The 15,862-nt window shown below is 57.4% G+C and carries 12 protein-coding genes; 4 read left to right on the top strand and 8 right to left on the bottom strand.

All coding sequences use genetic code 11. From position 1 onward, the window contains the following. Positions 1-3: 3 nt before the first annotated feature. The 6 genes from tssM to exaC form a co-directional block, all read right to left on the bottom strand. Complete coding sequence (gene tssM, locus ACMGGP_RS06760; protein WP_163798293.1) at positions 4-3,633, bottom strand: type VI secretion system membrane subunit TssM; 3,630 nt, start codon at positions 3,631-3,633, stop codon at positions 4-6. 3 nt (positions 3,634-3,636) lie between these two features. Then, complete coding sequence (locus tag ACMGGP_RS06755; RefSeq protein ID WP_010246128.1) at positions 3,637-4,875, bottom strand: DotU family type VI secretion system protein; 1,239 nt, start codon at positions 4,873-4,875, stop codon at positions 3,637-3,639. Between the two features lie 14 nt (positions 4,876-4,889). Next, on the bottom strand, positions 4,890-6,239 hold the full coding sequence (tssK, locus tag ACMGGP_RS06750) for a type VI secretion system baseplate subunit TssK (protein WP_498798291.1): 1,350 nt from the start codon (positions 6,237-6,239) through the stop codon (positions 4,890-4,892). After that, complete coding sequence (tssJ, locus tag ACMGGP_RS06745) at positions 6,239-6,733, bottom strand: type VI secretion system lipoprotein TssJ (RefSeq protein ID WP_010246135.1); 495 nt, start codon at positions 6,731-6,733, stop codon at positions 6,239-6,241. Before tssJ ends, tssK begins: the two co-directional genes overlap by 1 nt. A gap of 23 nt (positions 6,734-6,756) precedes the next feature. Then, entirely contained in the window at positions 6,757-7,341 is a 585-nt protein-coding gene (locus ACMGGP_RS06740) for a hypothetical protein (protein WP_498798290.1), read from the bottom strand. A gap of 1,079 nt (positions 7,342-8,420) precedes the next feature. Continuing rightward, complete coding sequence (exaC, locus tag ACMGGP_RS06735) at positions 8,421-9,944, bottom strand: acetaldehyde dehydrogenase ExaC (protein ID WP_498798713.1); 1,524 nt, start codon at positions 9,942-9,944, stop codon at positions 8,421-8,423. A gap of 229 nt (positions 9,945-10,173) precedes the next feature. Here exaC and ACMGGP_RS06730 point away from each other — a divergent pair, with 229 nt between their 5' ends. Continuing rightward, the gene (locus tag ACMGGP_RS06730; protein WP_033766984.1) at positions 10,174-10,737 is read left to right on the top strand and encodes a class I SAM-dependent methyltransferase; all 564 of its coding nucleotides are present in this window, start codon (positions 10,174-10,176) and stop codon (positions 10,735-10,737) included. On the opposite strand, the gene ACMGGP_RS06725 is transcribed toward ACMGGP_RS06730, so the two are convergent. Continuing rightward, positions 10,725-11,450 carry a glutamine amidotransferase gene (locus ACMGGP_RS06725; RefSeq protein ID WP_033757357.1) on the bottom strand — a complete coding sequence of 242 codons (726 nt, stop codon included), beginning with the start codon at positions 11,448-11,450 and terminating at the stop codon, positions 10,725-10,727. The genes ACMGGP_RS06730 and ACMGGP_RS06725 overlap by 13 nt on opposite strands. Before the next feature lie 172 nt (positions 11,451-11,622). On the opposite strand from ACMGGP_RS06725, the gene ACMGGP_RS06720 reads away from it, so the two are divergent. The 3 genes from ACMGGP_RS06720 (at position 11,623) to ACMGGP_RS06710 (ending at position 14,589) form a co-directional block, all read left to right on the top strand. Continuing rightward, entirely contained in the window at positions 11,623-12,507 is an 885-nt protein-coding gene (locus ACMGGP_RS06720) for a DMT family transporter (protein WP_010669895.1), read from the top strand. 46 nt (positions 12,508-12,553) lie between these two features. Continuing rightward, positions 12,554-13,930 (top strand): CoA transferase, encoded by a 1,377-nt coding sequence (locus ACMGGP_RS06715; protein ID WP_498798289.1) that lies wholly within the window; start codon positions 12,554-12,556, stop codon positions 13,928-13,930. A 293-nt stretch (positions 13,931-14,223) separates the two neighbouring features. Next, complete coding sequence (locus ACMGGP_RS06710; RefSeq protein ID WP_010246157.1) at positions 14,224-14,589, top strand: helix-turn-helix domain-containing protein; 366 nt, start codon at positions 14,224-14,226, stop codon at positions 14,587-14,589. Between the two features lie 124 nt (positions 14,590-14,713). Here ACMGGP_RS06710 and ACMGGP_RS06705 read toward each other — a convergent pair whose 3' ends face one another. Continuing rightward, the gene (locus tag ACMGGP_RS06705) at positions 14,714-15,280 is read right to left on the bottom strand and encodes a TorD/DmsD family molecular chaperone (RefSeq protein ID WP_010246159.1); all 567 of its coding nucleotides are present in this window, start codon (positions 15,278-15,280) and stop codon (positions 14,714-14,716) included. Between the last annotated feature and the right edge of the window lie 582 nt (positions 15,281-15,862).

Below are 15,862 nucleotides of genomic sequence, written 5' to 3'. Positions count from 1 at the left end.
GTTTCAGGGGCAGCTAAAGCCGGGAAGCTGGAACGGGTTACGAATGCTGCCAGGGGTGAACGACAGCGTGACCTGATGACCGTCCACGCTGAAACTCGCTTCGCGGGTCAGGCCGCCTGCCGCTGTCAGCCGGGCGCGGTCAAAGAAGCGATTGAGCGCCCAGGGACCGCTGGTGACCAGCGTGGAGGTGGTGCCGTTGGTCAGACCCAGCTGCATCCGCACCTGGCTGGTGCCGCCGGGGCCGGGCCAGCTGACCATCTGTACCGCCTGCGGTCCGTGGCTGTAGCGTAAAATCTGCCCATCCACATCCAGCGTCAGGTTAAGGATGTCGTTATCCATTTTTACCGTACGCAGCGTGACGCGGAAGCCGGGCGTGGTCGCACCATTGGCAAAGAAGGCATCGCGGATTGACTGCGCCTGCTGGAAAGGCCGCAGCAGGGCTTCGCCCCCCGGCAGGGTTTTACCGTCAATGCCCGGCGTAAAGCGCCACGCCGCGTTTGTGGTGTCGACTTTGCTGGCCAGGTTGTCGCGGAAGAAGCTGTCCATCATGCCGCTGCCGGGTGCAAACATCCGCGCCAGATCGTCTGGTGTGACCTCACTGCGCGCAGAGCGAACCAGCGGATAGCGACCGGCGATCGCCTGGCGGCAGAAACTGCCCACTTCCATGGTGATGCGTTTGCGGACGTTATCCATATCGCGGCGCTGTGCGTCGCTGCTGGCACCCACCGCCATGCTGGAAACCATGTTCTGCAATGAACCCGGCAGACGGCCGGCACTGGCCTGCAGACGACTGATGGCATCGCTGGCCGGGGGCGGCATCCCGCTGTTCGCCGCATCCTGCACGGCGGTGAGGTAGCGATAGAGATCGTCAATCTGATGCAGGAAATCATCCACCGCCAGCACCTTACTGCCCTGCTGTAACGGCTGAGCCAGCTCAAGAACCGGCGCAAAATGCACGGCAACCGCCTGTTCCGGAGACGCCTGCGCTGCCGCCTGTCCACGCGCCGCAGCCGCTTCGGGTGAGGTAAACAGCGCTTCAAGGGTGCGGGTGGCGCTGTTATCCGACGGCTTTGCTGCCTGCGCGGTTTTCTCATCCGGTTGCGCCCGGTTCAGCGTCAGCAGACCACCGAGATTGATCACCAGCTGGCGCAGCGGCGAATGGTTGCCCGACAGCAAACGGGCGGTGTTGATGCGTTGCGAGAGATCGGCGCTGCTGTTGAGCTGAATATCGCTGAGAAACTGCTCCCACTGCCGGATATAGTCCTGCACGTAGAGCTGGCGCACCGCAAGATCCGTCTGCTCACTTTTCTGCTGCGGCGCGGCGCCGCCCAGCACCCAGAGATCGTCCTGATACAACGCCTGGGTCACCGGGGCAATCTGCTTATCCACGTGCTGCCAGTAGCCATCCGGCGTATAGAGACCCGCCACACCGTCATTGACCGATTTACCGCTTTTGCGGGAAAACACCAGCTCGCTCTGGGGACCACCCAGCGCCGCCAGCGTCACCGGCTGCAGGCTGTCATCGCGTTGCAGCAGGCGCTTCAGCCGTCCATAGACGCGCTGTGACAGCGGCATCTGATTAATCAGCGCCTGCTCGCGCTTTACCAGCGCTTCATCCTTCGCATACGGCGACGAGTGAATCTGCGTCTCCAGCAACTGTTGCAGGTGCCACGCCAGCTGTTTCACCTGCTGCTGAGTGACGTTCTGCGGCAGTTCGCGTGACAGGTTGAGCATCAGCCACGCCTGCAGGAATTTGCCATCGTAGTGCTTTGGCTGATAGAGCATCTGATACGCCTTCAGCGCTTCGTAGCTGTAGTCAGCATCACTGCCGTTGTCATTACGCAGCCAGCGGGTGATGTTCTGCGCCACCTGCGGCAACAGCAGCTGTTTCAGTGCCTTGTCGTAGAGCGCACGGGTGGCATCGCTGACCTCGGTGCCGCGATAAAGCCCCATGCGGCGCGTCAGCGGCGGTGCTTCCAGTGAGAAGTCGGCGCTCTCCGGCAGGTGCAACAGAGTGTTGAGATAAGGCACCAGCGCAAAGAGGTCGCCATTGACCTGCTGCTGAAGCTGATCGCCCAGTTGTTCAACCTGCGGCGCTTTAGCGGCCATCTCCTGCAGATAGGCTTTGTTTTTACTGTAGCTGGTGAGCCACAGCGCCCCGGCCACCAGCAATACCATCAGCAGCGCCAGATAACCCGACCAGAGCCCGGCGCGGTTGCGCAGCTCCCACCAGCGGTTGCTGCCCGCCAGACCGGACTCCTGGAAAATCACATTTTCCAGCACCCCTTTCAGAAAGAAGCTCTGCCCTTTGTTCTGCGGGATGGGCGACTCTTTATCGACCTTATCCCAGCTTCCTGACTCGCCAGCCTGCTGCCCCGGCAGATTCAGTGCGCGGTTCAGCTCGCCCATCACCCTGTCAAACGGCAGTCCCTCCTGGGTGCCGCTGGCAAAGTAGATACCGCGCGGCGCGAACTGGGTTTCAAAATCGGAGCGGGCAAACAGCGTATCCAGCGCGTCTGCCAGCAACGGCCGCAGCGCCGCAAACTCCTGCGGGAAGAGATAGCTCTCTGCCCGCGCCTGCGCGTCGCTTTCCGTCAGCAGCCGATCGGCCAGTCCGGCATCCAGACGCTGTTGCAGCAGGGAATACTCCTGCTGGAACTGGTTATTAAGTTCGAAATCGGCGGCGGAGGCCTTCGCCCAGGGAAAGGTGAATCCCCAGATTTGTTCACGCTGCGCTTTATCCAGCGAGGCAAAGTAGCTGCGGAACCCTTTGAGCAAGTCCGCTTTAGTGACCAGCACATAGACCGGGAAACGGATGCCGAGGCGATCGTGCAGCTCCATTAACCGCTGACGCAGTGCCAGCGCCTGATTACGCAGCGCCTCGGGCGACTGCGACAGCAGGTCGGAAACGCTCAGCGTGACGATGACGCCGTTGATCGGCTGACGTCCGCGATATTTACGCAGCAGGTCGAGAAAATGATGCCATTCGCTGGCATCACGCTCCTGCTGACTCTCCTGGGTACTGTAGCGCCCGGCGGTATCGAGCAGCACCGCGTCATTGGTGAACCACCAGTCGCAGTTGCGGGTGCCGCCAATGCCGCGCAGCGCCGACTTGCCGAATTTATCTGCCAGCGGAAACTGCAGGCCCGAGTTGACCAGCGCGGTAGTTTTACCGGCACCGGGCGCGCCGATGATCATGTACCACGGCAGCTGATAGAGATACTGACGGCCAAAGCGCTGTGCCCAGAACGGCGTGCCCTTGCTGCTGTGGCGCTGGAAGTGCGCCTTTTTCAGCATGTCAGTGGCTTCGGAGAAACGCCCTGCCAGCACCTGCTCTTCACTGGTCAGGCGCTGACGATCGGCTTCCGGCGCATCGCTTTTGCCGGTTTCAAGGCTCGACATCAGCTTGCGATTGAGCCAGATGTTATAGAGCCGCGGAATCGCCTGGCCTAAGCCCCATACCAGATAGAGCAGCGCGATACTGATAATGCGGTTCTGCTCCGGCTCAAGCGGGCGCGAATCGACGATTGAGAACACCGGGCCAATTACCCAGATGATAAAAGAGAGCGCGGTAATGCCGACAAAGCCCCACGCGAGGCGGCTGGTCAGCACCGCAAACAGAATATTCAGCATGGATCAGTTCCCTCTCGCCAGGCCGTTGAGTTCGGCATGCGTCGCATCCGGTGCCACCAGCAGGGTAATTTCAACACGACGGTTACGTGCGCGATTTTCTGCGCTGTTATTAGGCACCAGCGGATTGCTTTCACCGCGTCCTTCCGCTTTCACCCGTGACGGCTGCGCCAGCTGCTGTTGCAACAGGGTCTGTACTGACCGGGCACGTGCCAGCGAAAGCTCAAAGTTGGAGGCGAAGCGGGCACTGCGGATCGGCACGTTATCGCTGTAGCCAATCACCTGAATCTGGCCGCTGACATTGTTCATGGCAGCAGCGATGCGCTGGATTACGTCGGTGTAACGTCCACGTACTTCGGTGGCCGCCGAGGCAAACAGTCCGTCCCCTTTCAGCGTCACCACGCTGCGGTCCGCTTCGTCACGCACCGCTACCAGCCCGGCATCAATTTCCGGTTTCAGGAAAGCGCGCAGGTTCAGCGTGGCGGGCGGTGGTGGCGCAGGATTGCCGATCTTCACTTCCGGCAGCGCCGTCTGATAGATACGGGCCAGTACCGGCGAGGTGTAATCGCCGAGACGCCAGTTGAGCACGATGTAGAACAGACAGGCCGCCAGCCCCGCCACCGCCGCACAGGCCCACAGCGGGATCATTGGCCGCCACAATTTGCGCAGGACCGGCTGATCGGTGGGATGCGGAGACAGCGCCGCTGCATAATTGCCACGCACGCTTTTGATCATCTGCAGCAGGCGCTGTTTGATGGTCTCCAGCTGCGAGCGACCGTTGTCCAGCACCCGGTAGCGTCCTTCGAACCCCAGCAGCAGGCAGAAGTAGATCAACTCCAGCATCAGAATGTGGCGTCTTGGGTTCTGCGACAGCTTAGCCAGCAGCTGAAAAAACTTTTCGCCGCCCCAGGTTTCATTGTGAAAGGTGACCAGCAGACCATTGCTGGTCCAGACGCCGCGGCTGCCCCACGGCGTCAGCGCCGCCGCCTCATCCAGCGCGGTACAGAGACAGTATCGCGCACCGATGATCACTTCATAGCCCAGGCCTGACTGCTGGCAGCTCAGCTCGAAGCGCCGAATCTGATCGATCAGCTGCTGACGCAGCTGCGCCGGGTCTTCATGTGATACCGAGTGACGGATCTGAGGAATGGCGTTAATCAGGGGGTTGGCCGCCGCGACCAGCACATTCTGATGGCTGGCCTCCGGCGCAAGATCGCTGTGTGATTTTTGTTGTTCCTGCATCATGCTGCGTGCTCAGTTTATGATTCTGACTGACTACGAATGGCCCAGAACTCCATGTTCAGACCTGGAAACTCACCGGCAAGATGCAGCGCAAAAGCGCCCGAGCGCTCCATCTCTTTCCATAGCTCGCTGTTCTTATCCAGTTCGAAATAGCTGTATCCGGCATGCCACGGGATCTGCGGCGGCGCGCCGGGCATCGCCCGAAGTGCCAGACCGGGCAACTGCAACTGCACCAGATCGCGAATTTTGCTGACCGGGGCGACTTTCATTTGCGCCGGGAAGTGGGTTTTGAGGGTGTCGGCTGGCACGCTGGCTTTCACCGCCAGCACAAAGCCAAACTCATGCACCATACTGCTCTCCGGCACGGTCGCGACGTTAAGACCGTGCGAACGCTGAATCAGCGGCAGCTGAATCGCGCTCTCTTCCATCACCTGGGACAGCCCCTGACGCAGCAGTAGTGACAGGCGGCTAAAACAGCTGTGCAGATCGTCATGATCATAGAGCGGCAGGCCATCGGGCGCGCGGGCTGGCGTCCAGGTACTGAGCTCCGCCGCCAGTTGCAGCCAGTGGTTGTAGAGCGTTTCAGGATGCAGCAGCGGCAGATGTTGCAGATGAGTGTGCAGGCCAAGCTGACGATTCAGCAGCGCCAGCAGCATAAAATCGACCATATCCGCGCTGTTAAAACGACCGGTGCCCGGCGCGCGCTGACTCAGCTGCTGGCTGCGTTGCTGGATCAGCCCGTGCAGATCGTTGAACATGTTTTGCAGCGGACGGCTGCTGTTAAGCGTCAGCATCGGCGGGATGTAGTCGCTGTCGAGCCGGATGTGGTTGTCGCTGCGTTTTTCAATCACCTGAGCCACGCCCATGGCGGTCCACTCGGCGGTCAGATCCTGTTCCAGCATCAGCCGCAGACGCAGTTTGCCGAACTGCACCGTGGCGCTGCCCACGGCCTGGGCATTGTCATCTTCCACTTCTGCTTCCCAGGCGAGGTAGCGCGCCAGAGAATCCTGCGACTCCTGAAAGGCGACCGCTTCACGGCCATTGCGCCGTGCCGGAATGGCCAGCACCACTTTGCTGCGGTCAACGGAGGCAGGCAGATCAAGCGGGGCCGGACCGTGCTGTGGCTGGCTGAAGGCAAAAAACGTGCCGTCAGGCAGACAACCGCTGGCGGCGCTCAGCGCCAGTTTCCCCTGGCGCAGCAGCGCTTCATCGAACTCCAGATCGTAAAAACCCCAGGTATAGGCGCGCTGCGACTGGCCCCACTCACGCAGGGTGCTGAGAAGATAATTTTCTGACTGCTGGAAATGGTGAGGACGCAGAAACATCCCCTCGGTCCAGACCACCTTTTCGGCTCTGTTCATAGACATCACTGTTTTTCCACGCGAAGGCCGTTAATCCCCGCCACAATGCGCGCATTCAGCTCACCATCGTCACGCTTCCAGAACGCCCAGAATGAGGGTGATTCGCCTTCGGGAACCGGCAGCGACAGTCGCCAGACCTTGCCATCCAGCGCCTGATATTCCGCCATGATGCCGATGAAGCGCGCCTCGGGCAGACTCTTAATCCGCAGCGTTTTATGGGGCTGAGTGGAAGTCAGGAAGAACTGTTGCGTATTGAGTTGCGCATTACCCAGCGCATTAGCGGACTGGTTTTGCAGGGAGTAGAAGTCAGCCGACATAAACTCCGCATCGGAGGTCAGTAATACCACCCGGACTTTCAGCGGCGCACCGCCGTTAACCTGGTTTTGCGCCTGAACGTCCAGGTTGTACCAGGCAACGGGCTGTGGAGTACTGCTGCACGCGGTCATCAGCCACGTCAGCAGCACTATCAGCGCCCCACGCCATTGCGTTGTTGTCATCATCCCGCCCTCCCTGCTTAGTGCGATTAGTTAATAATCCAGGTTCCGTTAGTGCTGTTCTGGCAGGCGGTGCTGTCACCGTTTACCGCAACACAGGTTTTCTTCTTGCTGCTGCGCACCCGGCGCTTCGGCTGGTCAGCCTTGATCGTCTGATCGTAAAGCTCGCTTTTCACCACGGCGCGAAACGGCACATAGCCGGTCAGCTGAACGGTTGCCTGCGGTGCTGCGGAGGGCGCTGACTCTTTAACGGCACTGCTGGCTTTACCCGGTTCAGGTTCTGCTGACGCCTGAGCGGGTTCACCCAGCGCCAGCCAGTTGTTCTCTACCTGACCAATCACGGTGTAGCTTTCGCCGGTTTTCAGCGTCTCCACCACCTTGCCGCCAAAACTCGGATGGCTCATCACTGAAGCGGGATAGAGCGCACGGTAGGTTTCATTGACCGGGCTGAACTGCGCAGGCGGTTTAACCGCATAACGGTGACTGATCACCACGCCATCCACGGTGCTGGTGACCAGCGTGTCATCCGTCATTTTTGGCGGCGTTTTACAACCCGCGACAGAAAAAACAAACATCAGGCCTAACGCAATACGGAGCTTCACCATTTTTTTCATGTTGTGTTCCATTCATATCCTGGAGAGTGGCCAGAGGCCGGTTGTCAGTAATGAAAATCGGGGATGTGGTGCTGAGAGAGCGCCACTTAGTGCCAGCCTAAAAGAAAAACCTTAAGCAAATAGCGTTAAAGTGCCATGGCGTGGCACGTTAACAGATCAACTAACGTTAACTATTAAAAAACAACTCTGGCGACCGGGACGGGCGCAGGGAGAAATCTGAGCTGGCGATAAATGATCAGAAACATGATCTATTTTTTTCCGTCAGATTGGATGAAGAAGGCAAAACCCAAGCTTTACTTATGCCATCCCTGGCCGAAAAACTGACATATTGACTCAGATTTACACTTGTGACGCTATTCGCTGACAATAGGAAAAAGCGCAGCGCACAGGCTGATTTTCCTGTTTTAACGATCACATTCAGTAAGTTACAAGATGTGTATAAGCTCATAGCTACCGCACGAGCCAGGTATATCCTGCCCGTAGGTATGAAATCACAATTCCTTTGTAAACATAAGCTGCGAGTTTACAGAAGATTGACAAAATTTCAACGGGCCACTTTCATAAGATTTTACTTAAGTAAAGTTTAAGTAATTTACTTAGTGCAAATATGTGTTACTTTTAATCACTCGCTTAGGATTATTCTTAACAAGATGAGCAACTATCAAGTATTCTTACACAGAAACCAGACACTCCTGTAGTCAGCATTAAAAAAACTCATGTAAAAAATGGCGCTGTTTCACCAGGCCGTAATGAAGGTTAACGCCGAGGTGACCGTAATACGTGGCAGTTTTTAGCGTAAAAACAGTGAGATAATGCTTACAAATCAGCAAGTTGTTTCATTATGGGACGATTCAGAAAGGGCTGAGGATGAGGTGGTCGTGAAGCGAGGTAAGCGAAGCGCAAAACGGCCCGGCGTCGCTTTAAGAAAGGACTGATTAATTGTTCTTTATCGGCATTGCAGCCATCGCCATGCTTCTGATGCTTCTCAGCATGCCCGGCTATGTGGAGCAAAAAAACCACGCCGTAGCGTGGTTCTGAGGGAAGAGTGCAGGGTTATCCTGGCAGGTTGCGGGCCAGAACTAGAAGAAGCCCAGCGGCTCGATACTGTAGCTGACCAGCAGGTTTTTAGTCTGCTGATAGTGATCCAGCATCATTTTGTGAGTCTCACGCCCGATACCCGACTTCTTATAACCGCCAAAGGCGGCGTGCGCCGGATAGAGGTGATAACAGTTGGTCCAGACGCGCCCTGCTTTAATCGCCCTGCCCACACGGTAAGCACGGTTGATATCGCGGGTCCAGACGCCAGCACCTAACCCATAGATGGAGTCGTTGGCGATACTGATTGCTTCCGCCTCATCTTTAAAGGTGGTGATACCAATGACCGGGCCAAAGATCTCCTCCTGGAAAACGCGCATGCTGTTGTTGCCTTTCAGCAGTGTCGGCTGAATGTAGTAGCCGCTGTTAAGTGAGTCATCCAGCTTCTCTACGCCACCGCCCACCAGCACTTCCGCGCCCTCCTGTCGGGCAACCTCAAGATAAGAGAGAATTTTATCAAACTGCTGCTGCGACGCCTGCGCGCCCACCATGGTTTCGGTATCCAGCGGATCGCCACGTTTGATGGTTTTTACCCGCTTCATCACGGCTGCCATAAAAGGTTCGTAGATCGACTCCTGTACCAGCGCACGCGACGGACAGGTACAGACTTCGCCCTGATTCAGGAAGCCCAGCACCACGCCTTCGGCGGCTTTCTCTATAAAGCTCTCCTCCGCCTGCATGATGTCTTCAAAGAAGATGTTAGGTGATTTACCGCCCAGCTCAACGGTCGAGGGGATCAGGCTTTTTGCTGCCAGCTCCAGAATATGACCGCCGGTTGCGGTAGAGCCGGTGAAGGCTACCTTGGCGATGCCGGAATGGGAGGCGAGCGCTTCACCCGCCTCTTTGCCGAACCCATGCACCACGTTCAGCACACCCGGCGGCAGCAGATCTTTAATCAGATCGACAAAAACGGTGATCGACAGCGGGGTCTGCTCAGCCGGTTTCAGCACCACACAGTTACCCGCGCCCAGTGCCGGAGCCAGTTTCCACGCCGCCATTAATAGCGGAAAGTTCCATGGAATGATCTGCGCTACCACGCCCAGCGGCTCATGGAAATGATAGGCGGCGGTGAACTCATCAATCTCGGCGGCACTGCCCTCCTGCGCCCGGACACAACCGGCAAAGTAACGGAAGTGATCGACGGCCAGCGGCATATCGGCCGCCAGGGTTTCGCGAACCGGTTTACCGTTATCCCAGGTTTCATAGACCGCCATCGTCTCCAGATGCTGTTCCAGCCGATCGGCGATTTTCAGTAACAGCAGCGAGCGTTGTTGCGGCGAGGTCTTGCCCCAGGCTTCCGCCGCCGCTGCCGCAGCAGCCACAGCGTTATTAACATCGGCAACGTCTGAGCGCGGAAACTCACCGGCCGCAGAGCCGTTCACCGGGGAGGTATTGGTGAAGTAGTTGCCGTTCACCGGCGCGACGAATTCACCATTAATGAAGTTGCCATAATTCTTTTGTAGGGTAATCAGAGAACCCTGTTCTCCGGGGGCGGCATAACGCATGATCATTCTCCTGACAGGTGACTGATGTAACAATGATGAAACTTATTATTAACATGAAGCATCATCAAGAGCCTGTCAGTTCTGTTAACCGGAAACTGTGACCGCCCCGAAGGAATGGGTGTTTACGCTTCGTCTTTAGATAATTCCGACTTTTACCCAAAAGGCTGGTCAGAGAGAAACTTGTGCGGCACAAAGGGGTCAACGTGAGGATGAATTCATTCTGGAGATGAGCATGCTGGCTTCAGCTTTTACCCTGATGCGCGCTAAAGCCAATTTCGTGCATCAGTTTATCCGCAACCCGCGCAAGATGGGCAGCATTACGCCCTCGTCAGAGGCGCTGTGCCGCACCATGATTACGTCGGTGGAATGGCCTGAAAAGTTACGTATTGCCGAACTCGGCGCGGGCGACGGTGTACTGACGCGGCAGATACTGGCGCAGATGTCACCCGATGCCACGCTGGATGCCTTTGAGATCAGCAGCACGCTGGCCGATAAGCTTAATGCGCTGAACGATCCGCGCATGACGGTGCGCACCTGTTCAGCGGAATACCTGAGCGGAGAATATGACGTGATCTTCTCTGGCCTGCCGCTGCTCTCATTACCCACTGAATTGCGTGAGGCGATTCTGCGTGCGGTGTATAACGCCCTCGGGCCCAACGGCGTCTTTGTACAGTTCCAGTATACCTCGCTGACTCAGCCAGACCTGTCGCGCTACTTCACCTGGGAGCGCCAGCGGGTGATGAAAAACGTGCCACCCGCCTGGGTCTATCGCTGCACGCGTCACTACGCACCCTGAGCTTGCGCCATTGCAGGGCGCGTTTGTTGCCAGAACGCCACCAGCAACTCACGCGCCCAGTCTTTCCCCTCCATCTCGTTTGCCCCATCTTCTGTACAGCCTTTGGGCATACAAACGTTCATGATGTGCCGTGAAAATTCAGGATGAAACTGCACCGATAGCGCCTGCGGCGAATAACGGACAATCTGACAGCCATCGCGCGCAGAGGCGGCCAGCACCTGCGCCTGTTGTGGCGCGCTGATCACCGACTGGCGATGTGACAGCCAGACGCTGAAGTCCTGTGGCAATTTCTTCAGTAGCGGATCGCGCTGCGCCTCCGGCATACAGTTGATTGGTAACAGCCCGCGCTCCCATCCATTGGGATTGTCCGCCACCTCGCCACCCAGCGCATAGGCCATCAGCTGGTGACCGTAGCAGACCCCCAGCAGCGGCAAGCCGTGATCCATCGCTGCGCGAATCCATACGGCGCTGCGTTCGCTCCATTCAGCGTGATCGGTGACCATCGCCCAGGAACCGCTGAGGATCGCCCCGGAAATCTGGTCGAAAGCGGGTAGCGCCTCGCCCAGATGGGGCCGTACAATCAGGTATTCATCGGGTTGCAGGTTTAACGCGTCGATGAACCAGCGCGGCTGTTCACCAATCTCTGAGACAACGTTTGCAGGTGGGACTTCAAGCTGAATTAACGCAAGGGGTAAGGCGGACGTGTAGGTCATACCGAATCAGTTCCTTTAAGAAGTCGTTTCAAATCAGTCTGCCAGCAACGCGCCCGAAAGTCTCATCAGGCTGCGCGGCAATCGCAGAAAATTTCTCCCTGCGATTGGCTGCAATGCCGCAGTTCGTGCCATCATTAGCGGGCTAAGCAAAAAACATCGAAAGGATATTATCGTGGCTGTGCGGCATTTTTTTCTGATTCTGATGGTGGTTTCAATCTGGGCCTTCAACAACGTTGCGGTGAAATGGGGCCTGCTGGAGCTTCCGCCACTTTTCCTGACGTTTATGCGCTTTGTGGTCGTCGCCATCGTACTGGTACCGTTTTGCCGGATTAACCGTCAGCAGCTACCCTGGCTGTTGCTGCTGGCTTTCACGTTCGGTTTTATGCACTTTTCGCTGCTGTTTGTCGGCCTGCGCTATACCGATGCCGGCACCGGCGCGATTGTGGTTCAGCTCGGTACACCCATTGCCATGCTGCTGGCGATGGTGGTGCTGAAAGAGAAGCTGAAGCTGGTGCAGCTGATGGGCATTATGATCTCGCTGAGCGGCGTCGTCGTGCTCTCCGGCAGCCCGACGATTCCGTCGTGGTGGGTGCTTTGTCTGTTGTTGTGCAGCGCCACCGGCTGGGCTGTCAGCAACCTGATTGTGAAAAAGTCACCGCCGATTAAACCGCTGACCATGACCGGCTGGATTGCGTTTCTGGCCATTCCTGTCGTCGGCGCATCCAGTCTGTTGATGGAATCACATCAGCTCTACGCCCTGCAAAATGCGGGCTGGCACGGCTGGTTTGCCATTCTTTACAGCGCTATCGCCTCGTCGATTGTCGCCTATACACTGTGGTATATGCTGCTGAAGAAATATAACGTTAACCTGATCATGCCCTACTCACTGCTGACGCCGGTATTATCCGTGCTGATGGGAATTGTGGTGCTGGGCGACAGCCTCAACAGCTTCAAGATTATCGGTGCGTCGCTGGTGATCCTTGGCACCGCTATTGCAGTAATCAACCTGCGTAGCCTGCGGATGCATGCCCGCTTCCCGCGCCTGCGGCGTCGTTAATCCCGCGTGCTATGCTTGAGAAATCACCTCTCTCAGGAAGCACAACATGGACTCACCGCTTGCCGCCTCTCTCTGGCAGCAGATGCAGCAGGGATTGCGAGGTCGCGACGCCGCCTGGCCTCTCCCCGCCTTCGTTGATCGCGCCACCTTCTCTTCTGCCTTTGCCGTCAGTGAACTGGCGGCCACCAGTATCGGTCTGGCAACGCAGGCTGCTGCTGCGCTTATCGCCACATCCCGCCCTGAACTCTCTCCGCCCGTCACCGTTAACGTCCGGCTGGCGTCACGCTGGTTTCAGCAGAGCTTCCATCCGCTGAATCGCGCGGCACCCGCGATGTGGGATGCGTTTGCCGGTGACTATCGCAGTCAGGATGGCTGGATCCGTCTGCACACCAACGCCGCACATCACCGGCTGGCGATGGAGCGGGTGCTGGGCGCGCACGCCGATCGCGCAGCACTGGCGCAGCAGGTGCAACAGTGGCAGGCCAGCGAACTGGAGCAGGCCGTTATTGATGCGGGTGGCTGTGCCGCAGAGATGCGCAGTGCCGCCGCCTGGCAGCAGCATCCGCAGGGCCTGGCCGTGCAGCGCGAACCGCTCTTTAGCTGGCAGACCACACAACAGGCAGCGGCGCCGGCGTGGCCGCTGGCCGAAGCTAGTCCTTTACTGGGCATCAAAGTACTGGATCTGACGCGGATTATTGCCGGGCCGGTCGCTACCCGTTTTCTTGCCAGCCTGGGAGCCAGCGTGCTGCGCATCGATCCGCCCGGCTGGCAGGAGCCGACGCTGGATGAAGAGATGAGTTGCGGCAAGCGACGAGCGGTGCTGGATCTGACTCAGCCCGCCGATCGCGAGCAGTTTATCCACCTGCTGCGTGAAGCGGACGTGCTGGTGCATGGCTATCGGGCGGATGCGCTGGAACGGCTCGGGTTTGACGCGGAGACCCTTCAGTCACTCTCACCCGGTCTGGTTGATGCCGGCCTGAATGCCTGGGGCTGGCAGGGTCCGTGGCGCAATCGCCGGGGTTTTGACAGTCTGGTGCAGATGGGATGCGGCATTGCTGAAAGAGGCATGCAGTGGCAGCAGAGCGACAAACCGGTTCCGCTGCCGGTGCAGGCGCTGGATCATGCCAGCGGCTATCTGCTGGCGGCGGCGGTGCTGGAGGGATTACGGCGACGCATTACTGAGCGCCACGGCAGCCAGGTCCGGCTGTCGCTGGCGCGCACCGCGTGGCTGTTGCAGCAGCATCCCACCGATCAGCGCACAGGCTCCGGCATTGCGCCGCAGGTTAACGATAACCTGCCCTGTTACGAATTAACGCCGTGGGGGCTTGGAGTGAGGCTGCGAGCGGCCGCCTGGCTGCCCGGCACCCCACAGCTCTGTGCGACGCCAGGCTGTGCGCCGGGTACGCACCCGGCGACGTGGTGAAGCGGATGCGGCTCGCGTCTGTTTAATCCGAACCGGAACATTTTATGTCTCAGGGATGAGCATCACGGCGTGGATGTAAGCTGTTAGCGCGTCTGTCTAAACCCGCATCACCATTTCCCCTCGCTTACTGGCATCATTAGATGATTAGAAAACTCATTTGATAGCATTAGATAATAACCTTATCATTCGCCATAATTCATGAACTCCGGCCACTTACTCAATACTATGCAGTTCCGGCATAGCCTTACGCACTCACGACCTCTGCTGCGACACACAATTACCACGGATAAACTATGTCAAAACAGTACATCTATGATGAAGCAGGCAAACCCCAGTTTGTGGTCTTGCCGGTGGCGGAATATGAAAGGCTGCTCTCGGCCAGCGATGGCGAATGGGAGACTATTCCTGTGGAGGCTGACGAGCACGACGATGAGACGATCCCGCACGACGTTGCAGGGATCATGATTGAGCAGGAAGTGAGTCTTCAGGCGGCCTGGCGCATCTGGCGGGGGCTCAGCCAGCATGATGTGGCTCAGCAGTTGGGAACCACGCAAAGTGCGATCTCTCAACTGGAGCGTATTGAAAGTAAGCCGCAGAAAAAGACGCGTGAACGTCTCGCAAAACTGTATGGTTGCCGACCCGGGCAGTTAATCCTGTAAGCCGATTGAGAGGGTTCAGGTGCCCGAAAAAAAGCACGCCGTATCCAGAGAATCCCCCCCCAGAACCCATTGAGAAAGATGATTCAGCACTGTGCGCCGGGTACGCACCCGGCGACGTGGTGAATCAGGCGTCAGGCGTCTCTTCGCTGCTATCCAGCAGTTCGTTGTACATCGCCTGGATCGCTTCGCGGCTCAGCATGGCAAGAGTACGATAAAAAGCGGTGGTCGCGTGCGCTTCCACTTTACCCAGGAAAGCACCGCACCACGGCAGCAGATACTCTTCAAACAGCGCCATCTGCGCCGCGCTCTCATCTTCCGCTGACTGATCTTCCAGCCATGACGCAGCCAGCATCAGCACACCAAAATGATCAGCAGGCGCATCGCTCAGCGGCATTCCGCGTGAGGTTAAAAACGCACGCACTTCTGGCTCCGTTTTGCCTTCCGGCCACTGTGAGGCGTACGGCGGCACGTTGCAATCGCTGCCAACAAACAGCGCGTTGTAATCGGCGGCCAGCGCCTGGGGATCGCTGTTCTGTTGCAGACGGGTCAGCAGCTCATCCTGCTCCAGTGGCCACTGCGACTGCAGTTTGCCTTCACGCAGCAGCGTAAACAGCGGCACCAGCAGCGGATCCTGCGGCTGACGATTAAACAGTGAGCCGATCACGCGGCACAGAATGGAAAACTCATTCATGAGTCAGATTTCCTTGAGGCAAGTAAATTAAAAGTCAGCCAGTTCAGCAATATGTTTTCCGCTGCGCAGCTCCAGAAAGTCGAGCAGGCGACGCGGCGTGACATTTAACACCCGATCCTCAGGAAAATCCACCTCACGGGCGATGCGCAGGCAGTGATCGAAGTGACCCAGCGTAAACGCCGTATGGGAATCGGAGCCAAATGCCAGCCGTCCACCGGCATCGGCGGTCTTAACAACGGCGATGACCGGGACTCTGAGTAATCCACCCTTACACCTGGCTATCTCAGCCAGAAAGTGAGTTCATACTTCAGAAAAAATCTTAAAGCAACTGGTTAATTTTGCATAGAAAACTTCAGAATACATCATCCAGCAACTTCTGATTCTGATGAACTATTAGCCAGGCGGAATGAAGATATGCAATAACAGGCTAATCAAACTCGTAAATTTTCATAAAAAAATAGAATAAAATAAAAAGCACTTTTCATACGGGGGCTTACCTCCACTAGTAATAGCGAAAATATTTTCCACAAAAATAAATAATTAAAAGGATCCATAGAAAAGCGAACAGCAGACCATATGTAG

The organism is Curtobacterium sp. BNK-1, from assembly GCF_048685235.1.
Lineage (GTDB): Bacteria > Pseudomonadota > Gammaproteobacteria > Enterobacterales > Enterobacteriaceae > Pantoea > Pantoea agglomerans.
This window is presented reverse-complemented; position numbering and strand designations above follow the sequence as displayed.

Excerpts from the sequence above, each read along its gene's own strand:
- tssM (WP_163798293.1), bottom strand. The coding sequence starts at position 3,633 with ATGCTGAATATTCTGTTTGCGGTGCTGACCAGCCGCCTCGCGTGGGGC.
- ACMGGP_RS06755 (WP_010246128.1), bottom strand. The coding sequence starts at position 4,875 with ATGATGCAGGAACAACAAAAATCACACAGCGATCTTGCGCCGGAGGCC.
- tssK (WP_498798291.1), bottom strand. The coding sequence starts at position 6,239 with ATGTCTATGAACAGAGCCGAAAAGGTGGTCTGGACCGAGGGGATGTTT.
- tssJ (WP_010246135.1), bottom strand. The coding sequence starts at position 6,733 with ATGATGACAACAACGCAATGGCGTGGGGCGCTGATAGTGCTGCTGACG.
- ACMGGP_RS06740 (WP_498798290.1), bottom strand. The coding sequence starts at position 7,341 with ATGAAAAAAATGGTGAAGCTCCGTATTGCGTTAGGCCTGATGTTTGTT.
- ACMGGP_RS06730 (WP_033766984.1), top strand. The coding sequence starts at position 10,174 with ATGCTGGCTTCAGCTTTTACCCTGATGCGCGCTAAAGCCAATTTCGTG.
- ACMGGP_RS06725 (WP_033757357.1), bottom strand. The coding sequence starts at position 11,450 with ATGACCTACACGTCCGCCTTACCCCTTGCGTTAATTCAGCTTGAAGTC.
- ACMGGP_RS06715 (WP_498798289.1), top strand. The coding sequence starts at position 12,554 with ATGGACTCACCGCTTGCCGCCTCTCTCTGGCAGCAGATGCAGCAGGGA.
- ACMGGP_RS06710 (WP_010246157.1), top strand. The coding sequence starts at position 14,224 with ATGTCAAAACAGTACATCTATGATGAAGCAGGCAAACCCCAGTTTGTG.
- ACMGGP_RS06705 (WP_010246159.1), bottom strand. The coding sequence starts at position 15,280 with ATGAATGAGTTTTCCATTCTGTGCCGCGTGATCGGCTCACTGTTTAAT.